The organism is Nocardia sp. NPDC057272 (assembly GCF_042668615.1).
Taxonomy (GTDB): Bacteria; Actinomycetota; Actinomycetes; order Mycobacteriales; family Mycobacteriaceae; genus Nocardia.
Window position 1 is genome coordinate 48789 of sequence record NZ_JBHUYK010000024.1, and the last position, 25961, is coordinate 74749.

Sequence of the window (25961 nt, forward strand, 5' to 3'; positions counted from 1 at the left end):
CTCGTCAGGTGAGATAGACAGCGACACCTACCGCTCCGATCCAGGCAATAGCGAGGAACTGCAGGATGCGGTCCCCCAACGCGATCTCTTCGGGTTCACCGGCCTCGCCACCATCGACGTCGACCGCGTAACGCAGGATTGCGATGGTAAACGGGATCATCGAGATCGAGTACCACTGGGTGTCTCGAGCCGAGTCCTGCTGGAAAGCCCAGAGGCCGTAGAAGACCACGACCGCGGTGGCCGCGAGCGTCCAGATGAAGCGCAGGTAGGTCGGGGTGTAGTACTCGAGCGACTTGCGGATCTTGGCGCCGGTGTCGAGCGCGATCGCCAGTTCGGCGTACCGCTTACCCGCGGCCATGAACAGCGAGCCGAACGCCATGATCAGCAGGAACCACTGCGACAGCGCGATTCCGGCCGCCGCGCCACCGGCGACGGCGCGCAGCAGGAAGCCCGAGGACACGATGCAGATATCGAGCACGGCCTGGTGCTTGAGCCCGAGGCAGTAGGCCAGCTGGATGCCGATGTAGATCGCCATCACCACGGCCAGGTGCCACGATGCCAGGAACGAACCGGCGATCGAACCGACCAGCAGCACCGCCGACAGCGCGTAAGCCAGGTTGACAGGAACGACGCCCGCCGCGATCGGCCGGAACCGCTTGGTCGGGTGCGCCCGGTCGGCGTCGACGTCGAGCGAGTCGTTGACCAGGTAGATGCCCGAGGCCGCCATGCAGAACACGATGAACGCGATCGCGACATGCACGAGCACGCCCGCGTCGCCGACCGCTTCCGGCCCGACGGCGAGCGGCGCGGCGAGCACCAGGACGTTCTTGACCCACTGACGTGGGCGCATGGCCTTGATGACACCACCGAGCAGCGTCTTCGGCGGGCCCTTCACAGCACCCTCGTCAAGGACGGCGGCGGACGGTTCTTCGCTCATCTGGGCCAAAGTTCTTTCAGTTGCGGTCACTGTCGGAGTCTCTTTTCGGCGGCTAGCACGGCAGCAGCCGACGCGGCCCCCAAAGCGGAACCGGCGATCACGTCGGAAGGGTAATGCACCCCGAGCACAACTCGGGACAGCAGCATCGGTGGGACGATCACCGCTGGCAAGGGTAGCCCGGTCAGCCGCCCGAGCAACACCGCCGCGGCCGTGGTGGACGTGGCGTGCGAGGACGGGAAGCTCAGCTTGCTCGGCGTCGACACGTTGACCTGCACCGACGGATCGTTGGGGCGCGGACGGCGAACGATCCGCTTGATCACGATGGACGCGGCGTGCGCGCCGACCGCGCCGACCGCGACACCGGCCCACTGGCGGCGGCGCGGCTTGTCGACCAGCCAGCCCGCGGCGGCGATGCCGACCCAGCCGAGCGCGTGCTCGCCGAAGTGCGACATGCCGCGCGCGGCGGAGACGACGGCCGGGTTGCTGCCGATGGTGCCCTGCACGGCGTTGAGGATCGCGACCTCGACCGGGACCTCCACATAGTCGCCGCTGCAATCGCAGCCGCCGCAGCAGCCTTCCTCGGCCATCTCGAGCTCGGGCAGTTCGGTGTCGGTCACTTCTCGGTTCCGTTCAGGCCGAAGGTCTTCTCCCACGCCGCCGTGCTGGTGAGCTCGGCGTGCGCGGCCCGGTAGCGCTGCTGCATCTCCGGGAAGCGGGCGGTGAGTTCCTTGCGCAGGCGCATGGCTTCCTTGAGCAGGTCGCGGGCCTGGCGCGGGTCGCGCTTGCGGTAGACGACGCCGCGGCCGTCAGCGGTGGTCACGGTGACGCCGTCGACCTGCGAGAGCAGGTACCAGCGCGCGTCCAGTGTCGGCACGTTGAGCTGCGGCGTCTCGTAAGCGGCCGGATCGGCCTTGCGGAAGTTGTGCACCACGCCCTTGGCCAGGCGCGCGACCTTGGCGATGGGGTTGCCCGGTTCGCCGACCGCGCCGACGCCGTGGCGGTTGGCCAGCGGCAGTTCGGTGGACGAGGGCACGACCACGGCGTCCGGGAACTCCTTGCGCATGCCGTGGATCTTGCCCAGCGCGGTGGGCAGCAGGTCGAACAGACCCTCGGGACCGGCCAGGAAGTCGCGGATCGCCTCGTTCTGGATGGCGACCGTGGAGTACTCCAGGCACAGCAGGTGCTTGAGGGTGGCCTTGATCGTGTTCACGATCATCGGCTTGCCGTCGCCGGGCAGGTGCAGGGACGCCACCACGAGGCGGTTGCGCAGGTGGAAGTAGGCCTGCCAGTCGATGGCGTCGTCCTTGTCGGACCAGGCCATGTGCCAGACGGCCGCACCCGGCAGGGTGATGGTCGGGTAGCCGGCTTCGCGGGCGCGCAGGCCGTACTCGACGTCGTCCCACTTGAGGAACAGCGGCAGCGGCTGACCGATCTGTTCGGCGACCTGACGCGGGATCACGCAGGTCCACCAGCCGTTGAAGTCGACGTCGATGCGCCGGTGCAGCAGCTTGGAGTTGTCGCGGTCCTTGAGCGGGTACTTCGAGAAGTCGTGGTCGTATTCGACATTGGGCGCCGAGGACCACATGAAGATCCCGCGGTCGACGACCTCACCCATGCTGTGCAGGTGCGAACGCTCCTGCAGGTTCAGCATCTGCCCACCGACCAGCAGCGGCGACTTCGCGAACCGGGAGAACGCGAGCGCACGCAGAATCGAGTCGGGTTCGATCTCGATGTCGTCGTCCATGTAGACGATGTACTCGGCGTCGGTTTTGAGCGCCTCGTACATGACCCGGCTGTATCCGCCGGAACCACCGAGGTTGGGCTGATCGCAGATCGAGAGCCGGTCGCCGAGAGTCGCGGCGGCTTCGGTGAAACCGGGCTCGTCGACCACCTTGCGGTTGCCCTGGTCCGCGACGATCACCGCGGCGATGTTGTCGAGCACCAACGGATCCGAGCCGAGCGCGCCGAGCGTCTTGACCAGGTCGGTCGGCCGGTTGAAGGTGGGCATGCCGACCGCGATCGACCCGGTGCCCGCCGCTTGCTGCGGTGCGTACCAGCCGCCGGCCAGCAGCGTGACGGCCGTGTCGGTGGTGATGTCGAACCAGATCCAGCCACCGTCCTCGAACGGGCCGAGGTCGGTTTCGAACTCCACGTCCACCGAGTCCGCGCCTTGCGCGACGGCGAACTCCTTGCCCTGCACGTGAATTCGCGAGCCGTCGGCCTTGGAACGGTAGACGTCCACCCGGCCGTGTCCGGCCAGTTCCAGGCGAAGAACCACCGACTTCAGCACACTCCAGCGACGCCAGTAGCTGGCGGGCAGCGCGTTGAAGTAGGTGCAGAACGACACCTCAGACTCCGCGCCGATCGACAGCGCGGTGCGGCTGGTGGCGTGCGCGCGACGGGCGTTGGTGGTGGACTCCTCCAGGTAGAGGGTCCGCACGTCGAGGGGCTCACCCGGCCGCGGCAGGATCACCCGCTGCAGCAGCGAGATGGCGCGAGTTTCGGTGGTCACGTCTTCGAGCATCGCTGTGGTCATGCCTCGTCCACCAGCGGCGCGCCGGACTCCAGGTGCGGACGCAGCACGTTCTCGAACATGCTCAGCGCCGAACCGATCGCCATGTGCATGTCCAGGTACTGGTAGGTACCCAGACGGCCGCCGAACAGCACCTTCTTCTCGGCGGTCTCCTGCTTGGCCCGCTCGCGGTAGGCCAGCAGCTTGGCGCGGTCCTCGGGGGTGTTGATCGGGTAGTACGGCTCGTCGCCGGTCTGCGCGAAGCGGGAGAACTCGCGCATGATGACCGTCTTGTCGGTCGGGTAGTCGCGCTCGGGGTGGAAGTGGCGCGGCTCGATGATGCGGGTGAACGGGACGTCGGCGTCGTTGTAGTTCATGACGCTGGTGCCCTGGTAGTCACCGGTCTCGAGGACTTCGGTCTCGAAGTCGATGGTGCGCCAGCCCAATTCGCCCTCGGCGTAGTCGAAGTAGTGGTCCAGCGGGCCGGTGTAGACGACGGGTGCTTCAGGGTTCGCCGCGACGAGCTCGTCACGCACGTCGAACCAGTCGGTGTTCACCCTGACCTCGATGAGGTCGGAGGCGGCCATGTTCTCCAGCCACTTCGTGTAGCCGTTCTTGGGCAGACCCTCGTAGGTGTCGTTGAAGTAGCGGTTGTCGAAGGTGTAGCGCACCGGCAGGCGGGTGATGTTGCCCGCGGGCAGTTCCTTCGGGTCGGTCTGCCACTGCTTGGCGGTGTAGTCGCGGATGAACGCCTCGTAGAGCGGGCGCCCGATCAACGAGATCGCCTTCTCCTCGAGGTTCTGCGCGTCGGCGGATTCGACCTCGGCGGCCTGCTCGGCGATAAGCTTGCGCGCCTCTTCCGGGGTGAAGTAGCGGCCGAAGAACTGCGAGATCATGCCGAGGCCCATCGGCAGCGGGTACGCCTGCCCCTTGTGCAGCCCGAACACCCGGTGCTGGTACCCGGTGAACTCGGTGAACTGGGTGACGTAGTCCCAGACCTTCTTGTTCGACGTGTGGAACAGGTGGGCGCCGTACTTGTGGATCTCGATACCGGTTTCCGGTTCGGGTTCGGAGTAGGCGTTGCCACCCAGGTGGTAGCGGCGGTCGATCACCAATACCCGCTTGCCCAGCACGTTCGCTGCACGCTCGGCGACGGTCAGCCCGAAGAAACCGGAGCCGACCACGATCAGGTCGTACTGGTTTGCCGGGGCATTGGAATCTGCGTTGACGGAGTTACCCGAGGACGATGCGGCGGTCACGGGTGCCCAGCGTATCGGAAGACCACAGTTTGTCCCGGCGGAGTCTCCGACCACGCCTTGACCAGGGCTGATCCCTCCCTCCGGAAAGCGACCGACCCAGCAGACGCTGTCAGTACCCCTGCGGCGGGTATGCGCCGGGCCGCCCGGCCCGGATCCAGCGGCCCGTGGACGGTGCGGCGGCCAGGAGCAGGAGCACCAGCGGCACGGAGCCGACGATGACCACACCGAACAGCGCGAAAACCATCTCCTGACCTTCGGCCTCCATCGGACTGATGACGGCGTTGACCGCGAGGTAGAGCAGGGCGAGCGCGGACACGAGGACGAGGATCACCCGGCCCGCGGTCTTGCGCCGGAACAGCAGGTGTGCGCCGATCAGCAACAGCAGTGCGGGCACGGCTCCGATCACGATGATGATCGTCAGCGTGGAGCGGAACTCGTCTTCGGACGCGGTGTTCGGTTCGCTGAAGAGAATGACCGCCGCGGCGATCCCCATGATGGTCAGCCCACCCAGCGACACCAGCAACGCGATCACGGCGGCGGTGATCGCGGTGCCGCCACCTGCGGACGGCCTGCCGGGTCCTGGTATCACATAGCCGGGGTAGGGTGCGGCGCCGAAAGCCTGTGCGCCGGCACTGTATTCAGGCGTGACGTACGGCTGTGCGCCGTAGCCGGGTTGGCTGCTGTAGGGCACGCCCCCCGGGTGAGACTGCCCGGCATAAGGGTCGTAGCCCTGCTGCGGGCCGTGCGGGTACCCCATCGAATCCTCTCCTGCCGGCCGTCACCGCCGGTCGAACAGCTGGCGTTGACCGTCAGTACTGCGGGTATTGCTGATAACCGCCCGGCCGCCCTGCTCGGATCCAGCGGCCCGTGGACGGTGCGGCGGCCAGGAGCAGGATCAGGAGGGGGATGATGCTGGTGATGATGCCGCCGATCAGGGTGACCGCAGGTTCTTCCGACCCGCTCGAGACCGCCGCCGCGATCGATATCGCGCTGAAGATCAGGGCAAGCGTGGACAGCAGGATGAGGATCACCCGGCCCGCGGTCTTGCGACGGAACAGCAGAATCGCGCCGAGCAACCACAGCAGGCCCACCGCGGCCCCGACCAGCAGGCTGACGGTCGCCGCGGATCGGACCTCGTCCCCGGCGGCGCTCCCGGTGTTCTCGCCGAACAGGATCACCGCGGCGATACCGAGGCCGGCCAGTGCGAGCAGCGACAGCAGCAGTGAGATGACCGCGGCGGTGATCGCCGTGCCGCCGCCCGCTCGCGGCTCACCGTAGCCCGGCGCGTACGGATAGGGCGCGGCGCCGTAAGCCGGTGCGCCATAACCATTCTGGACGGGTGCGCCATAGGGCTGCGGATAGCCCGGCTGACCGCCGTACGGGTCGGGTCCGTAGCCAGGCTGCGCATACCCCTGCCCCGCGTACGGGTCATAGCCTTGCTGTGGGCCGTACGGATACCCCATGGTGTTCCCCCTCCTGGCGAGCTGTCCCTGTAGCCGCTATCTCGTTTCCCGGCCCCCGAGGCAATGCTGACCTGCTGAAACTATACGTTCGGTCCGACAACATCGTCCGGGCGAGCGAGTGTGTAGGCCGCGGTCCACGGCAGCGCCGCGGACAACAGCACGAGCCCAGCGAACAGCGCGCCCGAAAGTGCCGCCGCCCAACTGTGATTCACGATCGCCGTCACCGCGCCGGGTACCCCGCCGAGGCCGGTCGAAATCGAGCGGATGACGGGTTCGCCGGCGAACCAGTGGATTCCGTACCCGGAGTCGTAGTTCACGAGCGTGGCGAGCAGGCCGAGCACCCCGAGGGCGAGCTGCGCACCGGCGGCGACCACGATCACCCAGCGCCCGGTGTCGTCCCTGCGCGCCAGAAGCAGGCCGCCGTAAGCGAACGCGAACATCGAGACCAGCGCGCCGAGCGTGGCGAACAGCGTGAGCGAGTCGTCGAGTTCGCCGGGATCGCTCAGGAACGACCGCACGAGAACCACCGCACCCACCAGATTCGCCGCGGCGGCGATTCCCGCGAGGCACACGGCGACGATCGCCGCCACCTCACCGCTCTTCGACTTCGTCTCCAGCACGACCATCCCCCGACCGTAGCGCCATCGGCCGCGGCGTACCGAGTTCGAGAACCACGCGCGTCGAGCCGACCGCCACCGCCACGGCCTATCGCGTGATGGTCCAGCGCCGCGTCGGCTCACTCAGGCTGAGCGCGAGGATCACCACGTTGAGCGCCAGCCACGCGTCCAGCGGCCCGAACCGCCAGCCATGACTGGCCCCGTTGAGTACGACGACCAGCAACGTCGCCCCCGCCATCACCGCGGCCATGGTGAGCAGCAGTCGCCTGCCGAGCATCCGCCGCCGCAACAGCAGCACCGCCCCGAGCAGATACACCACCCCCAGCCCGCCGACGATCCCCGCGCCCACGTAGTCGAGGTCGATCTCGCGCCCGAGCACGCGGAGTACGGCGGTCGCCGTGCCGACGAAGATTCCCGCCGCGCCGACCAGCACTCCGAGCCAGCCCGCGATCAGCGCGGTCACCGCACGCGAAGGCCGCTCCGGCCGCACCTGTTCCACCACTGCCCCCGCTGTTTCTCGACGTCGCCGTCAGTTATACGGCGCGACGCCCGATCGAGCACTGCGTGGGCGATTGTCACCTCACTACCCGATCGTGCGCCCGTCAACCGCTCAGGCGGGATGAGCTGCGACGTAGGCGCGGAAGGCTTCGAGGATGTACTCGGCCACGCCTTCGCCGTGCACGTCGTAGTTGCCCCGGAAGCGGGGGTCGGCGACGTACATTTCGCCGAGGCCGAGCAGGTATTCGTTCGATACCGCCTTGCCCTGCGTGCCGACGCCGAGCCAGGCGCGATGCCGGGTGACGATCGCCTGGACGACGTCGCCTTCCACGGGAAGTCCTGCGGTGAAGGCCTTTCCGAAGTCGGTGGCGATGTCGAGCTGGGTCTGCTGGAAGCCCTTCTTCTCGGCCTCGGTCAGCGAACGCCACCAGCGATCGCCGCTCTCGTAGGCTTCCTTACCCCAGCGCTCGGTGACTTCGTCCTTGTACTGCGTGTGGTCGAAACCATCGAAAACCTCTGCGGCCATGAGTGGTTCACCTCTTTCCGTCTTGTGCAGAGTGGTCGACACCGATTCGATCTGTCGCGCCACCCGATCCTGCAGCTGTCGAAGCAGTTCCAGATGGGTGCGCAGCGCACCGGCGGTGTCCTGTTCCCCGGCGAGGACCTCGGCGATCACGGGAAGGCCGAGGCCGAGTTCGCGCAGCAGCAGAATTCGCTGCAGCCGAACAAGGGAGGTCTGGTCGTAGTAGCGATAGCCGTTGGCCCCGATCCGGCTCGGCTCCAACAGCCCGAGCTGCCCGTAGTGGCGCAACGTACGACTGGTGGTTCCCGCGGCCTTCGCGAGGTCCTGAATGGACCATTCACCCACCATGACCTGCTCCTTTCTCGTCGGTACCTCCACTCTGCAAGTTGACGCTACGTCAATGTCAAGAGGCGAAACCGACCTCGACCTCGACCGTGTCGCGCTCGGTGTACATCTGCCACAACCGCGCGCCGAGCTCGGCATTGCCGATCCGCGGCAGCACCAGCCCGGCGGGCACGAGGTCGGGGTCGGCGTCGATGACCGACTGGACCGCACTGTTCTCGATGAGCGAGCCGATGGCGAACAGCCCGACGTAGACGCCGCTGCCTTCCACTTCGCGTGCCAGCTGCCGCACGTACGCGCGCTGGGCCCCCAGCGCGACCCCGACATTGGCCAGGTAGGGCTGCAAATACTCCTCGGAGGCGCCGGAGGTGAACAACAGCGTGCCACTGCCGCGGGCGAGCATCGCGGGTAGCAGAGCGCGGGTGAGAAGGATCGGCGAGTGCACCTTGAGCGCGATCGGCAGCGCGAGGGACGGCAGGTCGACGTCGATGGTCGTGGCGCTGCGGACCGACATATCGGCGGCCGCCGAATGCAGCGCGACGTCGATCGGCCCCAGCTTCTCCTCGACCCGGCCGATCACGTCGAGCAGTTGCGCGGGATCGGTGACGTCGGCGATGAACGGTTCGGCGTCGATGCCCTCCGCACGCAGGGCCGCGGCCCGTTCTACCGGGTCGCGGCCGATCACCGCGATCCGAAAACCGTTGCGGCCGAAGTGTCGTGCTGTCCCGGCGCCGAGTCCTGGTCCGTAGCCGAAGATCGCGAGCGTGCTCATCCGATACCCCTAAGTTGAGTGTTGGTTCAAGTTATGCCGAACGTAGCACTAAGTTGAACCCATGCTCAAGATATTTCGGCCATCGGATTTGTAGGATCAGCGGATGCCCGAGGACAAGCCGTTGCGCAGCGACGCCGAACGCAACCGCGTCGCGCTGGTGACGGCAGCCCGCGAGATCTTCGAAGAACGCGGGCTCGACGCCCCGCTCAAGGACATCGCCGCCCACGCGGGCGTCGCGATCGGCACCCTCTACAACCGCTTCCCCACCCGCGACGCACTGATCGCCGCCGCCGTCGCCGACCGGCTGGAAGCGGGCGGCCGGGTCGCCGAACAAGCACTCGACATCACCGACCCGTGGGAGTCGTTCGTCTTTCTGGTCGAGAAGATCTGCGAACTCCAGGCGTCCGACCGCATCCTCGGCGACCTCGCCCTGCGGAATCCCCCCAGCGCCGCCGTCGAACACGCACGCGAATACGGCCACAGCCTCATGCGCCGCATCATCGTCCGAGCCCAGGAAGCCGGCGCCCTTCGCCCGGACTGGACCCTCGAGGACATCGCCTTCATCACCTGGTCCCACATCAGCGTTCTCGCCGCCACCAGCACCGTCGCCCCCGACCTCTGGCGGCGCAACCTCGCCCTCATCTTCGACGGCCTACGCGCGAAAGCCGCGCACCCCCTGCCGGTTCCGGCCCTCACCGAGGACCAGTTGATGCAGGCGATGCGCGGCTGACCCGATCAGCGCTCAGACCCGAACTGTCGCCGAAACCAGCTCCGGTGCACCCGAATTCACGGTCGGCTCGGCATCAGTGCGCCACTCGGCCGGATCCGGCGCCACACCCGCAGGCGAATCCTGTTCTCCCGCCACATCTCCGACGGGGCCGTCGACAGACTTCGACGGCATCTGCCCGAAGACGGTAGCCGCGAGCGCGACACCGAGGCCGAGGATCTGCAGCGCGGTCAGCGCCTGACCCAGCGCGATCCAGCCGATCACCGCGGCCGACACCGGACTGAGCAGACCGAGGAAGGACACCGAAGTCGCTGGCACCCGCGAGATTCCGCGGACCCACAGCCAGTAGGCCAGCGCGGTGCCGATGATGCCGAGGTACAGGTAGCCGCCGACGGCCTCTCCGTCGAGCGCGGGCGGCGCGCCTTCGATCAGCAGGGCGAGCGGCACGATGAACAGCCCGCCCGCGGTGAGCTGCCACCCGGTCATCGCCAGCGGGCCGACACCGTCGGGACGTCCCCATTTCTTGGTGAGCACGGTTCCCGCGCCCATCGAGGCCGCACCGGCGAGACCGGCGACCACACCGAGGAGATCGAGTTCGGCGCTGCCGCGGAGCACGACCAGCGAGACGCCGAACACCCCGACGACGCCCGCGATCACCTTGCGCCGCGTCGGCGCTTCGGCCAGCAGCACCGCCGCGAATCCGAGCGCGAACATCGGCGCCACCGCGCCGAGTACCCCGGCGACACCACCGGGCAGCCGGTACGCGGCCAGGAACAGCAGCGGGAAGAACGCGCCGATATTGAGCACGCCGAGTACCGCGGCCCGACCGAGCCACTTGCCGTGCGGCAGCACCCTGGTGAGCGCGAGCAAGATCAATCCGGCGGGGAGCGCGCGCATGAGCGCCGTGAACAGCGGCCGGTCCGGGGGCAGGTATTCCGTGGTCACCGCGTAGGTGGAGCCCCACACGATCGGGGTGAGAGCCGTAAGCGCGAGGGTGCCCGCGTAGCCGGTGGAGCGGGTTGCGGTCGTCATGTTCACTCCTGATTGATAATCTCAACGTTGAAATATCTACTCGCCTAGGTATCTCTGCGTCAAGTAGATGAACATTAAGAGTTTCAACCGAGAGGAAAAAGCAGATGCGCGACGCGGTCGACCTGATCACCGAGCACTGGAACATCGAGCGCCCGGATGTCGACGTGTCACCGATGGCGATCGTCGGCCGGATCACCCGGCTCTCGCGTGTCCTCGAACAGGATCTGAAACGCTTCTTCGCAGGTCACGGCCTGGAATTCTGGGAGTTCGACGTGCTCGCCACGCTGCGTCGCTCCGGCGGCGAGACCGGCCTCACCGCCGGTGCGCTCAACCGCGCCGCCATGGTCACCTCGGGGGCCATCACCAACCGGATCGACCGCCTGGCCGCGAAGAACCTGGTCCGGCGCGTCCCCTCCCCCGACGATCGCCGCTCGGTCTTCGTGCGGCTCACCGCCGAGGGCCGCGAACTCGTCGACCGGCTGCTGCCGCTGCATGTGGCCAACGAGCAGCGCCTGCTCTCCGCCCTCGGCGCCACGGACCGCGAGCAGCTCGCCGACCTGTTGCGCACCCTGGCCGTCGCGCTGGACGACACGACGCTCGACTGACCCACGCAGAGCGGCCCAGCGTTTGCGGCTGTCTACTCCCCGTCGTGCACGCCGGGGACGGCGACTGGCCCGTGTGGTACCCCATCAACGGCCGGGCTGCGCGGTACCCCGATATGTGCGCCGGGCGCAGCGGGATTCACCGGACCGTGTACCGGCTCGCCCCTGACCTCGGCATCCGAAGGGAACTGCACGCCTTGCGGATTGCCCGGTGAAACGACCTGGGGGACAGTGCCTTCCGGCATCGTCAGTGTGGGCCGGCCCGAAGCCGTCGCGGGCAACTGGTCACCCGCGTCCGGAACGAGCTGGAGCAGTGTGGAGAAGTCGACGACCTGCGCGCCGAGCGTCTTCGTCGCGACGATCACGCCGTTGGTGTACAGCCGATACGTGCCCGCCCGTTGCGGCAGCAGCATTTCCGGACCGATCGGCTCGCCCACCGAACTGCTCGCACCGCCGATCCGCCGGTACTCGGTGTCGATCACCGACTCACCCGCCAGTGCCTCGATGGTCAGATCCGGCTGGGCGGGTGTCGCGGGAACCACTGGGGCGGGAGCGGATTCGACGAGTTCACTGGGCGCCGGTCCGACCTCGAAGGTCTGGATATCGGCGGGCCTGCCGCCATCCGGCGCCGCCGAGTATTCCGAGCGCAGGATCTGCCCGTCACGCAGTAACACCGTGCCCGTGGTGGCGGCGACGGCCTCGGTACTGCGCGAATCCTCTTTCACCGTACCGGGATACGCCTGGCAGTCGGTGGTGTCGCAGGTCTTCGCGTAGGCGTAGCGACTCTCGGCGAGCGCGTAGGAGCGGGCCGCGATCGCTTGCGCGCGTAGGGCTTCGAAGGCGCCCTGGTCTGCCCAGTTGGCCTGCATTTCCGCGGGTAGTACGCCGGCTAAATAGTCGTCTAGGTCCACCTGGTTGACGGTGCGGAAGGACTCGCCTTCGAGCGCCACCCCGAGCGCGCCGCGGTAGGCAGTGCCGCCGCAGAGGGTCAGATGTTCGTCGGCGGGTCTGCCCGCACCGGCGCCGACCGGGTAGACGAACGGATCGTCGGTCGCGGCCTGCCACAGAACTTCGCCGTCGCAGCCCGCGGTCACCACCACGTTCGCCCCGCCGTCGGGCAGCGGGGTGAGATGGGCCGCGTCGCCGGGTCCGATCGTGCGACCGGCGACCTGCGCACCGGCGGCGGCGAAGGTGTCGAGGGTGGCGTCGTCCTGCGCCTGGAGCCGGACACCGATCGTTGTCGGGCCGATTTGCCCGAGATCAGCCCCGGGGTAGTAGTGCCCGAGAATCTCCTCGGCCGTCCAGCCCGCCCGCGCGTTGTCGAAGGCCCCGACCTGACTCATGCCGCGACCGTGTCCGGCGCCGACGGTAGGCGTGATCTGCCCCGGCACGATCTGCCACAGCCCGATCGCCCCGGCCATCGCCAGCACAGTTCCGCTGACCAGCACCGGCAGCGGCACGGTCCGGATCATCGGCACGGCCCGGCGACGGGTGCCACGGCCGGTACTGCGGGTGATCTTGATGTCCGCTCTCATACTGCGCTCCCACGGTTTCGCGGTTCGACCGGCGGAGCTCGCGTCGGCATGTCGTCGTCGCCTAGCGGGATCCGAGGGCTACATTCGAGCAATCACATAAGTCTCGAGTTGAGGTTGAGATGTGTGACGTATGTTAACTAGTGTGATGCGTGAGGTTAGAGGAAGCAAGCATCACATGCGCGGAAAACACGAGCTCGACCCGATAGGAGTCGCACGTGCGATACCGAAAGCCGAAACGTTCCTACGTGCTCCCGGTGGTCACGACCCTTGTTGTCGCCGCACCGATCGGCGCGTTCGCCCTCAGCGACTCGACCGACTACCGCAGCGCGAACGATTCCCAGGTCGCGGCCGTGCCGACGCAGCTGGCCGAGGTCGCGCTGACCTCGGCTCCCGACATCACGGTCCCGCTGCGTGACCTGACCGGCCTCGACCTGCCCGACCTGCACCTCTCGGACCTGCGCATGTTGCAGCTGCCGAGCTCGATCCCGATCCCCCCGGGATTGCCGGTGCCCCCGGGCGTGGCGCTGCCCACCGAGATCCAGCTGCCGCAGCTGCCGACAAAGCCGCAGCCGACCCCGACGCAGCAGGCCACGCCGGGCGCCGCGGCACCTGGGGCCGCAACGCCTGCGCGCCCACCGGTCCCGAGCACGTCGGTCCCGACCGCGCCGCCTGCGCCGGCCGCGACACCCCAAGCCCAACCTCCCGCTCCGGGCGCACCCGAAGCTCCCGCCGGAGCCACGCCGACCTCGGCCACACCGGCGCCCGCCGCCCAGCCTCCGGCCGCGCCCGCGCCCGCGACCGGTGCCCCGGTGTCCCGAAGCCATTCCGGTGGAGCCAAGTTCATCGCCGACCCGGAAAACCTCGAACCCGGCACGACCCCCGACACTCCCGCCCTCTCGCCGGGCGCGGTCGGCGCGGACGTCATCGACCAGGTGGGCGCGCAGGTCAAGGAACTCACCCAGGACACCCCGTTCAGCATGGTCGCCGTCACCGCCCGCGACATGGCGAACACCACCACCAAGCTGCGAGCTCGCCAGCTCGACGGCAACTGGGGCCCCTGGTACAACGCCGATCCGGTCGATACCAGGGCCACCGATCAGACCCCGGCCGACGCACCCACCGGCACCGAACCGATCTACGTCGGCGAGACCACCGCGGTGCAGATGCTGGTCACCCGCAAGCCCACCGCGGGCCCGGACCACGACCCGGCCCACCTCACCGAGGCCGCGCTCAAGGCCGTCCTGATCAATCCGGGGCGGGCCGCGATCGATGCCGCGCTCAACGACGTCGCCGCGGCGCTGCCCGGTGGCGGACCGAGGGTCATCACCCGCGCGCAGTGGGGTGCCGACGAGTCGATCCGCTGCGAGGAACCCACCTACGACGACGGCGTCGGCGGCATCACCGTGCACCACACGGCCGGTCGCAACGACTACAGCCGCTCCGAGTCCGCGGGCATCGTCCGCGCGATCTACGCCTATCACGCCGAGACGCTCGGCTGGTGCGACGTCGGCTACAACGCCTTGGTCGACCAGTACGGCCAGATCTTCGAGGGCCGCTACGGTGGCCTCGACCGCGCGGTCCAGGGCGCGCACGCGGGCGGTTTCAACGAGAACACCGCGGGTGTGGCGCTGATGGGCAACTACGAGACCGAGGAGCCGAGCAACGAGGCGATCAACGCGATCGGCAAGTTCATCGGCTGGCGGGCCAAGCTCGCCGGGATCGATCCCAAGGGCACGACCACGATGTACTCCGAGGGCACCGAGTTCACGCCGTACGCCCAGGACGAAGCGGTCGATCTGCCGGTGGTGTTCGCCCACCGCGATGTCGGCAACACCGACTGCCCCGGAGACGCCGCCTACGCGCTGATGGATCGCATCCGCGGGATCGCGGCGGGCAATTCCGGCACCTATACCTCGCCCCCGACGGTGAACCGTCCGCCGAGCCAGCAAGCCCGTGCGCCGCAGGGCAATATGGCCGAACTGGGCGCGATGGTGGACAAGTTCCTCGGCCTGTCCGTCGACAACGCGATCGCCAAGCACTGGGTGGCCAAAGGCGGGGTCGACGGTCCGCTCGGCGCACCGCAGTCGGACCTGATCTCGGGCGCGCAGGGCCGTCAGTACGCGAAGTTCGCCAACGGTTTCGTCTATTCGGGCGAGGGCGGTCAGGTATTCGAGGTGGTCGGCGCGATTCTCGACAAGTATCTGAGCCTGGGCGCCGATTCGGGCGTCCTCGGCCTGCCGACCGGGAGTTCCTACCTCGTCCCGAACGGTCTACGCACCGACTTCCAGCATGGTTCGCTGGTGCTCAACGAGCTCACGGGCATCGTCACGACGTTCTGGAAGACCTACGACGAGACCTACAAGCAGGAGATGAACGGTCAGCCGAAGCCGGGTCAGGCCCCCACCGCCCCGACGCTCGGACTGGCGGTTCCGGCGCCGGCGCCGGCCGACCCACAGGTCCCCGCGGAACCACAGGCCCCACCTGTACCCGCTGAACAGATCCCGCTCGAGCAGGTTCCGGCAGACCCGCCGGCTCCCGAACCCGCCCCGATCGGCTAACCCCCGGTCACGGCGAAGAACGGCCGGTGCACCCTCCGAGCGAGGGGCACCGGCCGTTTTATCGGCGTGCTGGCGCTAGCTCCACCAGCGTTCGAGGACCATCGCCACACCGTGGTCGATATTGCTGCCGGTCACCTCGTCGGCCGCCGCCCGGGCCTCGGGATGGGCGTTGCCCATCGCGACGCCGTGCCCGGCCATCGCCAGCATCGGTACATCGTTGGGCATGTCGCCGAAGGCGACGATCGACGAATGTTCGGCGCCGATCCGGCGCGCGACCTCGGCCAGCCCGGACGCCTTCGTCACCTGCGGCACCGCCAGCTCGATCAGCCCGCTCTCGGTGGAGTAGGTGATCTCGGCGCGGTCGCCGATCAGCGGAGCCAGCGCCGCGCGCATGTCGGAACTGCGGGCCGAACTGAGCCGGATGAGCATTTTGATCGCGGGTGAGTCGATCACCTCGGCGTGTGAGACGACGGTGTCGTCGGGGTTGAGCCAGGCGTGTTCGTAGGTCGGTGAGCTGACGAACTGCGGGGTCACGGCGTCGTGCGCGCTGGCCCCGACCCGCTCGGTGGCCAGGCCGCAACCCGGCAGCGCGTGCTCGGCGACGTCGGCCAGCCAGCTCAGGGTCTCGACATCGAGGGTGTGGCTCGACAGCACCCGATCGGTGGCGCTGTCGTAGATGACCGCGCCGTTTCCGCAGATGGCGAGCGGTGCGTACCCGAGTTCGCTGACGACCGGGTCGATCCAGCGCGGCGGGCGGCCGGTGGCGAGCACGAAGGTGGCGCCGTCGGCGACGAGGGCCCCGACGGCCGCTTTGGTGCGCGCCGAGATCTTGTCGGAATCGTCGATCAAGGTGCCGTCGACGTCGCTGGCCACCAGCAGCGGTTTCGGGTGCAGGTGCGTCATCCCATCTATCCTGCCGCACGTCGCCACGCGGGGACGCCGGACTGTCCCTATGATCAGGGCCTGATTACCCGATCCAGAGGGGACTGATGACCGGCTTCTTGTTGCGGCGCACACTCAACTACGTTGTGCTCCTTCTGCTGGCATCATTTCTGACGTTCAGCCTCGCATCACTCACGTTCAACCCGCTCGAGAGTCTCGAGCAGCGCAACCCACGCCCGCCGCAGTCGGTGATCGACGCGAAGGCCGACCAGCTGCATCTCGACGAGCCGATCCCACAGCGCTATCTCACCTGGCTCGGCGGCGTCGTGCAAGGAGATTTCGGGACCACCCTGGCCGGGCAGCCGGTGAGCGAGGAACTGGGCAGGCGGGTGGCGGTGAGTCTGCGGCTGCTGATTCTCGGTTCCGTCATCGGCACCGTGCTCGGCGTGCTGATCGGCGCGGCGGGGGCGATCCGGCAGTACAAGTTCAGCGACTATTTCTCGACGGTGCTCTCGCTGCTGATCATCTCGACACCGATCTTCTTGCTGGCGACACTGCTGAAATACGGTGCGCTACAGATCAATACGATGACCGGTTCACAGATCTTCCTCTACACCGGCGAGACGTCGGCCACTCAGGTCAACGGTTTCTGGAACGAAATGGTCGACCGCGCACAACATCTGGTGCTGCCGACCCTGGCGCTGGCGCTCTACGGCATGGCCGGCTACAGCCGCTACCAGCGCAACGCCATGCTCGACGTACTGCAGAGCGACTTCATCCGAACAGCGCGAGCCAAGGGCCTCAGCCGTAATCGAGCCCTCTACAAACACGGCCTGCGCACCGCGCTGATTCCGATGGCCACCCTGTTCGCCTACAGCCTCGGCGGCCTGATCACCGGTGCCACCTTCGTCGAGAAGATCTTCGGCTGGCACGGTGTCGGCGAATGGCTGGTCGACTCGATCAACGCCCAGGACCTGTACGTCGTGGTGACGGTGACGGCGTTCGCCGGCCTGGTGGTGCTGGTGTCGGGCCTGCTCTCCGATGTCGTCCTTGCCCTGCTCGACCCGAGGGTGCGTGTCTCATGACCGAAACCGAACTCATCGCCGTCGGCGCACCCGAGGTCGCCGCCGCCGGGCGTCGCAAACTCGTGTGGCGCCGTTTTCTGCGCAACAAGCCCGCTGTGGTCGGCGCGGTGATCCTGGTGGTACTGCTGGTCGCCAGTTTCGCGCTGCCGCCACTGCTGCCGTGGGACTACCAGCAGATGGACTACAAGGCGCTGCTGAAACCGCCGAGCCTCGAGCACCCGTTCGGCACCACCCAGATCGGTCAGGACGTGCTCGCCCAGACCATGCGCGGCCTGCAGAAGTCACTGATCATCGGCTTCTGTGTGGCGATCTGTTCCAGCGTCATCGCCGCGACAGCGGGTGCGGTGGCCGGGCTGCTCGGCGGCTGGACCGACCGCGCGATCATGTGGTTCGTCGATCTGCTGCTGGTGGTCCCCAGTTTCATCATCATCGCGCTGTTCGCGCCGCGCACCAAGGGATCCGGGTCGATCGCGATCCTGATCGTGCTGCTGAGCGTCTTCGGCTGGATGATCGCCGCGCGCATCGTCCGCGGCCTCACCTTGAGTCTGCGTGACCGCGAATTCGTCCGCGCCGCGCGGTATATGGGCGCACCGACTCGCACGGTGATCCTCAGTCACATCGTCCCGAACATCGCCTCGATCCTGATCATCGACACCACCCTGGCCGTCGGCGCGGCGATCGGCGCCGAAACCGGTTTGAGCTTCCTGGGTTTCGGTGTGCAGCCGCCGGACGTCTCGCTGGGTTCACTCATCGCGGCGGGCACCAAATCGGCGCTCACCTATCCGTGGCTGTTCCTGTTCGCCGGTGGCCTGCTGATCACGATCGTGTTGTCCGCCAACCTGGTCGGCGACGGCCTGCGTGACGCGTTCGACCCCGGTGCCCGCGGTGCGCGCAAGTCGCGCAAGGAGGTCGCCGAGCACAAGGACCAGGCGCAGGTGGAGTTGAAGAAAGCCGAGAAGCGATGACCGCGTCGACCGCACCCCTGCTCGAGGTCACCGACCTGCGGGTCTCGTTCCCCGGCGAGGAAGGCCGCGTCGAGGCGGTGCGCGGGGTGAACTACACCGTCGCCGACGGCGAGGTGCTCGCCATCGTCGGCGAGTCCGGTTCGGGCAAGTCGGTGTCCTCGCTCGCGGTGATCGGCCTGCTGCCCGACCAGGCACGGGTGCAGGGATCGGTGCGCCTGCGCGGCCGCGAACTGCTGGGCCTGGGCGACAAGCAGATGTCGAAGCTGCGCGGTTCCTCGATCAGCATGGTCTTCCAGGATCCGCTCTCCGCGCTGACACCGGTGTACCGGATCGGTGATCAGATCGCGGAAGCCCTGCTCGCGCACGGCGAGATGAGCCGCAAGGACGCGGGCGAGCGGGCCGTCGAGCTGCTCGAGCTCGTCGGCATCACCGATGCCAGGGCCCGTTCCAGGGCGTTCCCGCACGAGTTCTCCGGCGGTATGCGACAGCGCGTGGTGATCGCCATGGCCATCGCCAACGATCCCGCGCTGATCATCTGCGACGAACCGACCACCGCGCTCGACGTGACAGTGCAGGCCCAGATCCTCGCACTGCTGCGCAAGGCGCGCGATATCACCGGCGCGGGCGTCATCATGATCACCCACGACATGGGCATCGCGGCCACCGTCGCCGACCGGGTTGCCGTGATGTACGCGGGCAAGGTCGTCGAAACCGCACCGGTCGCAGAGCTTTTCGCGGCGCCGCGCATGCCGTACACCGTCGGCCTGCTCGGCTCCATCCCGCGCATGGACGGCCCGCCGCGCACCCCGCTGATCCCGATTCTCGGCGCCCCGCCCGCCATGCACGCCCTGCCGCCCGGTTGCTCGTTCGCGCCACGGTGCCCGGTCTCGATCGGCGACTGCACCGCCGCCGAACCTCCGCTGGAGAAGGTGAGCCCCGGTCACTCGGTCGCCTGCATCCGCACCGCCGAGGTCGGCACGCACCAGCTCTTCGAGGCCTACCGCAAGGAGATCCCGGCCCCGGCGCACCCCGACCGCACCGACGACGACGTGGTCCTGCGCGTCACCGACCTGGTGAAAACCTTCCCCCTCACCTCCGGGGTGCTGCTGCGCCGCCGCACCGGCGAGGTCCGCGCGGTCGACGGCATCAGCTTCTCCGTGCGCGCCGGCCGCACCCTGGCGCTGGTCGGCGAATCCGGTTCGGGCAAGTCGACCACCCTGTCGCAGATCATGGACCTGGCGCCCCCGCAGTCGGGCAGCATCGAGGTGCTCGGCAACGACGTCGCCACCCTCACCAAGGCGCGCACCCGCGAGATCCGCCGCAAGATGCAGATCGTCTTCCAGGACCCCAGCTCGTCGCTGGACCCGCGCCTGCCGATCTTCGACGTCCTCGCCGAGCCACTGCGCATCGACGGCCGGTCCCGAGAAGAGGTCAACCGGCGAGTGCCGGAGCTGTTGCGGCAGGTCGGGTTACGTCCCGAGCATGCCGATCGCTACCCCTCGGATTTCTCCGGCGGCCAGAAGCAGCGCATCAGCATCGCCCGCGCGCTGGCCCTCGACACCCAGCTGCTGGTCCTCGACGAACCCGTCTCGTCGCTGGACGTGTCGATCCAGGCCGGCGTCCTCAACCTGCTGCGCGACCTACAGGCCGAGCACGGACTGTCCTACCTGTTCGTCTCCCACGACCTGTCGGTGGTGCGCAACCTCGCCCACGACATCGCGGTGATGCTGCAGGGCAAGATCGTCGAATCCGGTCCGGCCGAGCAGATCTTCGCCGATCCTCAGCACGAATACACGCGCTCGCTCATCGCGGCCGTACCGGAACCCGTCGTCAGCGGCTGAGAACGTCGGTCCAGCCTAAAGAGGAGGCGCCATGAGAACCCGTCGAATGCAAGCAGGGCGTAGTGCTCGATTGCGATGTGCTGCCGTGGTGGTGGCTGCCGGGATGATCGTGGCGGGTTGTGGGGGTGGTGGCGACGAGTCTGCGACCGGGCTGAGTGACTCGATCGGATCCACCAGCGACATCAACCCGAAAAGCGTCGATGAGCTTCGCGAGGGCGGCAATCTACGTCTCGCGACCACCGACTACCCCGCCAACTGGAACATCCTGTCCAATGACGGCAACAACGGCGAGATCGGCTACATCGTGCGCGCGATGCTGCCGCGGTCCTACGAGATCGACGCCGCAGGTCAGCTCAGCATCGATACCGATTTCTTCACCGATATCCAGTTGACCAGCACCGATCCGATGCAGGTGACGTATTCGATCAATCCGAAGGCGGTCTGGTCGGACGGTTCGCCGATCACCTGGGAGGATCTGGCCTCCCAGGCGCACGCGCTGAGCGGGCGCGACAAGAGCTATCTGATCGCGATCACCAACGGTTTCGAATTCGTCGACAAGGTAGAGCGAGGTGCCGACGACCAGCAGGCCGTCCTTACCTTCAGCAAGCCCTACGCCGACTGGCGCGGCCAGTTCTCCGGCAACTCCGCCCTCTACCCGAAGTCGGTGACCAGCACGCCAGAAGCGTTCAACACCAGCCTCGCCGAGGCGATCACGCTCACCGCCGGGCCGTTCACCGTCAGCGCCACCGACCGTGGCCAGGGCCGAATCACCCTGGGCCGCAACCCCAAATGGTGGGGCGACAAACCCGTTCTCGACACCATCACCTACAGCGTGCTCGACGCTACGTCGTGGGTCCAGGCATTGCAGAACAACGAAATCGACCTCATTCGCCTGACTACCCTCGACGACGTGAAAACAGTGCGCGGCACCGAGGGACTCGTGGTGCGCCGCGCACCCGGTAATCGCTGGCGCCACATCACTTTCAACGGCGCACCTGGTTCGATCCTGGCCGAAGAGGGTGTACGCGTTGCCATCTCGAAGGCCATCGATCGCCAGGGCATCGTCAACGCGATGCAGAACGGACTGGTCGAGGACCCGAAACCGCTGAACAACCACATCTTCCTCCAGGGCCAAAAGGGCTACCAGGACAACAGTCTCGGCTTCGACCCCGCCGCCGCGGCTCAGCAACTCGACGACCTCGGCTGGAAACTCAACGGTGAAGTGCGCGAGAAGGACGGCCGCAAACTGGTGATCCGCGACGTCATGTACAACGACCCCACCTGGGTCCAGATCGCCCAGATCATCCAGCAGAACCTGGCTGCCATCGGCGTTCAGCTCAACATCGACACCAAGCCCGCCGCCGGTCTTTTCACCGACGTCATCCAGCCCGGAGACTTCGACGCCGCCCAGTACGTCTACGAGGGCGACCCCTTCCCACTGAGCAGCATCCGCCAGATCTACTACTACGACCCCACCGACCTCCAGTCCAACTACGGACGCATCGGCTCCCCCGAACTCAACGCCCTCATCGAGCAAACCCTCACCGAACTGGACCCCCAGAAGTCCATCGCCCTCGCAAACCAGGTCGACCGCCAGGTATTCGAAGAAGGTCACTCCCTCCCCCTGATGCAGTCCGACGGCAGCTTCGGCGCCCGCACCACCCTCGCCAACATCGGCTCCCCCGGGTTGGCAACGTACGACTACACGAAGATCGGATTCACGAAATGACCACAGCAACGTACGCCAGGCGGCTCCGCCAGGCAGGTTTCCGCATCGCGGTGCCCGTTTTCGCTATGACGTTGGCGATCGGTGGTTGTGCGTCCGATGACAGTTCGCAGATCGGCGCAGATTCCATCGGTGCCGTGAACGACATCAATCCCAAGGATGTCAGTGAAGTCCAGGACGGTGGCAACTTCCGCCTTGCGCTGACTGCTTTCCCTGAAACCTTCAATTCGGACCACGTGGACGCGAGTGCCGATGTCTCGGCAGTCGTCGGATGGACGCTACCGGGCACGGTCACGTCGAACGCGGCGGGTGAGCTGTCGGTCGACCACGATTACTTCACCGATATCCAACTCACCGGCACCGCGCCGCAACAGGTGACCTACACCATCAATCCGAAAGCAGTATGGTCTGACGGCACTCCCATCACCTGGGAGGACATGCGCTCCCAGGCGCAGGCACTGAGCGGCAAGGACGTCGCGTTCCAGGTCCGCGGCACCGACGGATTCGACAGGGTGGAGAAGGTCGAGCGCGGCGTCGACGATCGCCAGGCCGTGGTCACCTTCGCCAAGCATTACGCCGAGTGGAAAGGCATGTTCAACCCGCTCTATCCGAAGGCATCCACCGAATCACCTGCCACGTTCGAAAACTGGGCACGTAATAGTCTGCCCGTATCCGCAGGTCCCTTTATGGTCGGCGCGATCGACCGCGCACAACAGCGCATCACGCTGAATCGCAACCCCAAGTGGTGGGGCAATACACCCAAGCTCGACACGATCACCTTCGCCGTGCTCGACTACTCCGCGCGCATGGCAGCTCTGCAGAACAACGAACTCGACGCGGCTTCGGTTTCCGGCATCGAGGAAGTGAAGACTGCGGCCGGTTCGCCGGGGCTGGTTGTGCGGCGCGCGCCATCGACGACCTACTCGCACTTCACCTTCAATGGTGCCCCGGGTGCGATTCTCGAGGATCCGCAATTGCGGGTTGCGATCTCGAAGGCGATCGACCGACAGACAATCGCGAACGCACGCCAGAACGGCTTGGTAGAGAAGCCGGAGCCGCTGAACAACCACATCTTCATGAAGGGCCAGAAGGGCTACCAGGACAACTCCGCCCCATTGTCCTACGACCCTGCGGCAGCCGCCAAGATGCTGGACGACCTGGGCTGGAAGCTCAATGGTGAGGTCAGGGAGAAGGACGGGCGAAAGCTCGAGCTGACCGACGTCATGTACCAGCAGGACGCCTGGGTGCAGATCGCCACGATCGCTCAGCAGAATCTGGCCGCGGTGGGTGTGAAGCTGAATATCCGTACCGTGCCGGGCAATGGTCTGTTCAAAGATGTCGTCGACCCGGGCAACTTCGATATCGTCCAGTTCAGCTGGTCCGGTGGCATTCTGCCGCTCGGCGTACTACCGCAGATCTACGCCTACGATCCGAACAACCGGCTGAGCAACAAGGGTCGAATCGGAACCCCTGAACTCAATGCGCTGATCGAAGAGACCATCGCCGAGCTCGACCCGGAAAAGGCCATCGAGCTCGCTAACAAGGCCGACCGGATGATCTTCGATATCGGGTTCTCACTCCCCATCGTGCAGTCCCCCGGCGCGATTGCGGTGCGTTCTACGGTAGCCAACTACGGTGCCTTCGGTCTCGCATCGACAGATGCGACCAAGGTCGGCTTCGTCAAGTAGCTCTCCGCCACGCGCGGAAAGGAAGGATCACCATGCGAATTCGCTCGCTGGGTACCAAGTTCGCCATTCCGTGCGTGGCGGTCGGCCTGATCCTGTCAGGCTGTTCCTCCGACAACGCCGTAACACCGGGCACCGCCACGATCGGCAGCACCAACGACATCAACCCCCACGATGTGGCGGACCTGCGTGATGGCGGCAATCTGCGGCTGGTGTTGAGCTCATTCCCGGAGTCGTTCAACTATCTGCAGGTCGACGGCGGCACCGAGAGCACCGGTGACGTAATCGAACCGACGTTGCCAGTGGCATACACCAGCAATGCGGCCGGGGAACTGGCGATCAACCACGACTACTTCACCGATATCCAGCTCACCGGCAACAACCCGCAGCAGGTCACCTACACGATCAATCCCAAGGCGGTGTGGACCGACGGGACGCCGATCACCTGGGAGGACATGCGTTCGCAGGCGGCGGCGCTGAGCGGACGTGACACGACCTATCTGATGACAGCCACCAGCGGCTTCGAGCGGGTGGAGAAGGTCGAGCGCGGGGTCGACGACCGGCAGGCGATCGTCACCTTCTCCCAGCCCTATGCCGAATGGCAGGGTCAGTTCAGTCCGCTGTATCCGAAGGCCACCACCGAGTCCGCCGCCGCGTTCAACGACCGCGATCGCAACGGGCTCGCGGTGAGCGCGGGCCCGTTCCAGATCAGCACGATCGATCGTGGACAGAACCGAATCACGTTGACCCGCAATCCGGCATGGTGGGGCGCCACCCCCAAGCTCGACACCATCACTTTCAGCGTGCTCGACAGTTCGGCGTGGCTGCCCGCGATCCAGAACAACGAACTCGACATCGCCTACATGTCCGGCATCGAGAATGTCACCGGCGCGAAGCAGGCCGCCGGCGTAGTGCTGCGGCGCACGCCGGAGCCCAGCTGGTCGCACATCACGTTCAACGGCGCGCCGGGTTCACTGCTCGAAGATCCGCAGGTGCGAATCGCTATCTCCAAAGCTATTGACCGTCAGGGCATCGTCAACGCGTCCCAGAATGGCGTAGTCGACGATCCGAAGCCGCTCAACAACCACATCTTCATGAACGGGCAGAAGGGGTACCAGGACAATTCTGCACCCATCTCCTTCGACCCGACCGCGGCCGCGAAAATGCTCGACGACCTGGGTTGGAAGCTCAACGGCGACGTGCGTGAGAAAAACGGCCGCCGCCTCGAGATCCGCGATGTGATGTACCAGCAGGACGGTTGGGTCCAGACCGCACAGATCGTCCAGCAGAATCTGGCACAGATCGGGGTGAAGCTGAACATCCAAACTGTGCCGGGTAGTGGACTGTTCAAGGATGTGATCGACCCGGGAAATTTCGAGCTGGCGCAATTCAGCTGGGGCGGTAGTTATCTCCCGCTCGGCGCGTTGCCGCAGATCTACGCCTACGATCCGAACAACTTGCAGTCCAACAAGGCACGGATCGGTTCGCCGGAGCTCAATGCCCTGATCGAGCGGACCATCGCCGAACTCGACCCCGACAAGGCGCGCGAACTCGCCAATCAGTGCGATCAGATGATCTTCGCCGAAGGCTATTCGATTCCGCTGAACCAGGCTTCGGGTACGTATGCGGTGCGGGAGAATCTCGCGAACTACGGCGCGTTCGGGCTTGCCACCGCCGACTACACCAAGGTCGGCTTCCTGAAGTGAGCGACGGCCCGGCGCGCGCACTCACCTATCCGCTGCTCGTCACGAGCGGCACCCTCGCGGTGATCGCCGCGTGGGTGCCGTTCGCGGATGTCGATCAGTTGAGTGCGCTCGCCGTGGTCGCTCTCGCCGTACTCGCCTATACCGCGTATCAAGGCGGACTTGCCTTCGGGGTTTTCCCGACGGGGCTGGTTGCGACAGGGACTGTGCGCGGTAGACGGGTTCGGCAGCAGCATCGGCTGGTCAGCCGGTCGTGGCTGGAGATCAGCAGTGGTGATCGGATGGTGTGGCAGCCGGTGTTCTATGAGCCGTCGCTGTCGGTGCTCACTCCGGCCGAGCTGGAGCTGACCGATCGATCCATTCATGAGGGGGGCACGCGATTCTTCCCCTCGGGGCGTGTGCGCACCACCGAGCCGGCGGGCAAGCTCGTGGACAATCCCTCCCGGCCCGTCGATCCGCCCACGTTCGGGATCGCCCGCCGTCTGGTCCTCGACCTTCAGCAGGCGGTCGGCGCTCCCCTCGTCGGCCTGCTGTGGGTCTATGTCATGAACGGCGGGCTCGGCGCGTTCGTCGCCACCACGACGGTCGCCGCCGCCACCTTCACCTGGCTTTCCGCCATCCGGGGCTCCGACCCCAGCTAAACCACCGGGCAGCTTCGCCACCCTTCTTTCCTGATCCAACTGGTCTGACCACTTGA

Annotated in this window: 23 protein-coding genes; 10 read left to right on the forward strand and 13 right to left on the reverse strand. The window is 66.7% G+C overall.

Annotation, left to right across the window (positions count from 1 at the left end; all coding sequences use genetic code 11):
- Positions 1-4: 4 nt before the first annotated feature.
- The 10 genes from ACFULV_RS26725 to ACFULV_RS26770 form a co-directional block, all read right to left on the reverse strand.
- Entirely contained in the window at positions 5-937 is a 933-nt protein-coding gene (locus tag ACFULV_RS26725; protein ID WP_378637995.1) for a decaprenyl-phosphate phosphoribosyltransferase, read from the reverse strand.
- A gap of 26 nt (positions 938-963) precedes the next feature.
- Positions 964-1524, reverse strand: coding sequence for a phosphatase PAP2 family protein (locus ACFULV_RS26730; RefSeq protein WP_378661362.1), 561 nt, complete (start codon positions 1522-1524; stop codon positions 964-966).
- Between the two features lie 26 nt (positions 1525-1550).
- Positions 1551-3473 (reverse strand): glycosyltransferase, encoded by a 1923-nt coding sequence (locus tag ACFULV_RS26735; protein WP_378661245.1) that lies wholly within the window; start codon positions 3471-3473, stop codon positions 1551-1553.
- The gene (glf, locus tag ACFULV_RS26740; RefSeq protein WP_378637990.1) at positions 3470-4708 is read right to left on the reverse strand and encodes a UDP-galactopyranose mutase; all 1239 of its coding nucleotides are present in this window, start codon (positions 4706-4708) and stop codon (positions 3470-3472) included. Before glf ends, ACFULV_RS26735 begins: the two co-directional genes overlap by 4 nt.
- A gap of 109 nt (positions 4709-4817) precedes the next feature.
- Positions 4818-5465, reverse strand: coding sequence for a hypothetical protein (locus ACFULV_RS26745; protein ID WP_378661247.1), 648 nt, complete (start codon positions 5463-5465; stop codon positions 4818-4820).
- 52 nt (positions 5466-5517) lie between these two features.
- Entirely contained in the window at positions 5518-6171 is a 654-nt protein-coding gene (locus tag ACFULV_RS26750; protein ID WP_378661250.1) for a hypothetical protein, read from the reverse strand.
- An 80-nt stretch (positions 6172-6251) separates the two neighbouring features.
- Positions 6252-6797 carry a hypothetical protein gene (locus ACFULV_RS26755; RefSeq protein WP_378661253.1) on the reverse strand — a complete coding sequence of 182 codons (546 nt, stop codon included), beginning with the start codon at positions 6795-6797 and terminating at the stop codon, positions 6252-6254.
- A 79-nt stretch (positions 6798-6876) separates the two neighbouring features.
- On the reverse strand, positions 6877-7287 hold the full coding sequence (locus ACFULV_RS26760) for a hypothetical protein (RefSeq protein WP_378661256.1): 411 nt from the start codon (positions 7285-7287) through the stop codon (positions 6877-6879).
- A 111-nt stretch (positions 7288-7398) separates the two neighbouring features.
- Positions 7399-8157 (reverse strand): MerR family transcriptional regulator, encoded by a 759-nt coding sequence (locus ACFULV_RS26765; protein WP_378637979.1) that lies wholly within the window; start codon positions 8155-8157, stop codon positions 7399-7401.
- 55 nt (positions 8158-8212) lie between these two features.
- Entirely contained in the window at positions 8213-8923 is a 711-nt protein-coding gene (locus tag ACFULV_RS26770) for an SDR family NAD(P)-dependent oxidoreductase (RefSeq protein ID WP_378661258.1), read from the reverse strand.
- A gap of 103 nt (positions 8924-9026) precedes the next feature.
- On the opposite strand from ACFULV_RS26770, the gene ACFULV_RS26775 reads away from it, so the two are divergent.
- Positions 9027-9653: a TetR/AcrR family transcriptional regulator gene (locus ACFULV_RS26775; RefSeq protein WP_378661261.1), complete on the forward strand. Its 627-nt coding sequence runs from the start codon at positions 9027-9029 to the stop codon at positions 9651-9653.
- 12 nt (positions 9654-9665) lie between these two features.
- Here ACFULV_RS26775 and ACFULV_RS26780 read toward each other — a convergent pair whose 3' ends face one another.
- A complete protein-coding gene (locus tag ACFULV_RS26780; RefSeq protein WP_378661264.1) occupies positions 9666-10682 on the reverse strand; it encodes an EamA family transporter in 1017 nt (338 codons plus the stop codon).
- 104 nt (positions 10683-10786) lie between these two features.
- Between ACFULV_RS26780 and ACFULV_RS26785 the strand changes: the two genes are divergently transcribed.
- The gene (locus ACFULV_RS26785; RefSeq protein WP_378637969.1) at positions 10787-11287 is read left to right on the forward strand and encodes a MarR family winged helix-turn-helix transcriptional regulator; all 501 of its coding nucleotides are present in this window, start codon (positions 10787-10789) and stop codon (positions 11285-11287) included.
- 32 nt (positions 11288-11319) lie between these two features.
- Here the strand turns inward: ACFULV_RS26785 and ACFULV_RS26790 are convergent, their stop codons facing one another.
- The gene (locus ACFULV_RS26790; protein WP_378661266.1) at positions 11320-12819 is read right to left on the reverse strand and encodes a SpoIID/LytB domain-containing protein; all 1500 of its coding nucleotides are present in this window, start codon (positions 12817-12819) and stop codon (positions 11320-11322) included.
- Between the two features lie 215 nt (positions 12820-13034).
- Here ACFULV_RS26790 and ACFULV_RS26795 point away from each other — a divergent pair, with 215 nt between their 5' ends.
- Positions 13035-15377: an N-acetylmuramoyl-L-alanine amidase gene (locus ACFULV_RS26795; protein ID WP_378661269.1), complete on the forward strand. Its 2343-nt coding sequence runs from the start codon at positions 13035-13037 to the stop codon at positions 15375-15377.
- A gap of 75 nt (positions 15378-15452) precedes the next feature.
- Here ACFULV_RS26795 and ACFULV_RS26800 read toward each other — a convergent pair whose 3' ends face one another.
- Complete coding sequence (locus ACFULV_RS26800) at positions 15453-16280, reverse strand: HAD family hydrolase (RefSeq protein WP_378661272.1); 828 nt, start codon at positions 16278-16280, stop codon at positions 15453-15455.
- Positions 16281-16366: 86 nt separating this feature from the next.
- On the opposite strand from ACFULV_RS26800, the gene ACFULV_RS26805 reads away from it, so the two are divergent.
- The 7 genes from ACFULV_RS26805 to ACFULV_RS26835 are packed head-to-tail and all read left to right on the forward strand — an operon-like array spanning position 16367 to position 25905.
- Positions 16367-17344, forward strand: a complete 978-nt coding sequence (locus ACFULV_RS26805; RefSeq protein ID WP_378661275.1) for an ABC transporter permease — start codon at positions 16367-16369, stop codon at positions 17342-17344.
- Positions 17341-18309: an ABC transporter permease gene (locus ACFULV_RS26810; protein WP_378637957.1), complete on the forward strand. Its 969-nt coding sequence runs from the start codon at positions 17341-17343 to the stop codon at positions 18307-18309. Before ACFULV_RS26805 ends, ACFULV_RS26810 begins: the two co-directional genes overlap by 4 nt.
- The gene (locus ACFULV_RS26815) at positions 18306-20150 is read left to right on the forward strand and encodes an ABC transporter ATP-binding protein (RefSeq protein ID WP_378637955.1); all 1845 of its coding nucleotides are present in this window, start codon (positions 18306-18308) and stop codon (positions 20148-20150) included. The genes ACFULV_RS26810 and ACFULV_RS26815 overlap by 4 nt, the downstream gene beginning before the upstream one ends.
- Positions 20151-20181: 31 nt before the next feature.
- Complete coding sequence (locus ACFULV_RS26820) at positions 20182-21879, forward strand: ABC transporter family substrate-binding protein (protein WP_378661278.1); 1698 nt, start codon at positions 20182-20184, stop codon at positions 21877-21879.
- A complete protein-coding gene (locus ACFULV_RS26825) occupies positions 21876-23564 on the forward strand; it encodes an ABC transporter family substrate-binding protein (RefSeq protein WP_378661281.1) in 1689 nt (562 codons plus the stop codon). Before ACFULV_RS26820 ends, ACFULV_RS26825 begins: the two co-directional genes overlap by 4 nt.
- A 32-nt stretch (positions 23565-23596) precedes the next feature.
- Positions 23597-25267: an ABC transporter family substrate-binding protein gene (locus ACFULV_RS26830; protein ID WP_378637948.1), complete on the forward strand. Its 1671-nt coding sequence runs from the start codon at positions 23597-23599 to the stop codon at positions 25265-25267.
- Positions 25264-25905, forward strand: a complete 642-nt coding sequence (locus tag ACFULV_RS26835; protein ID WP_378661283.1) for a hypothetical protein — start codon at positions 25264-25266, stop codon at positions 25903-25905. The genes ACFULV_RS26830 and ACFULV_RS26835 overlap by 4 nt, the downstream gene beginning before the upstream one ends.
- The last annotated feature ends 56 nt before the right edge of the window (positions 25906-25961 follow it).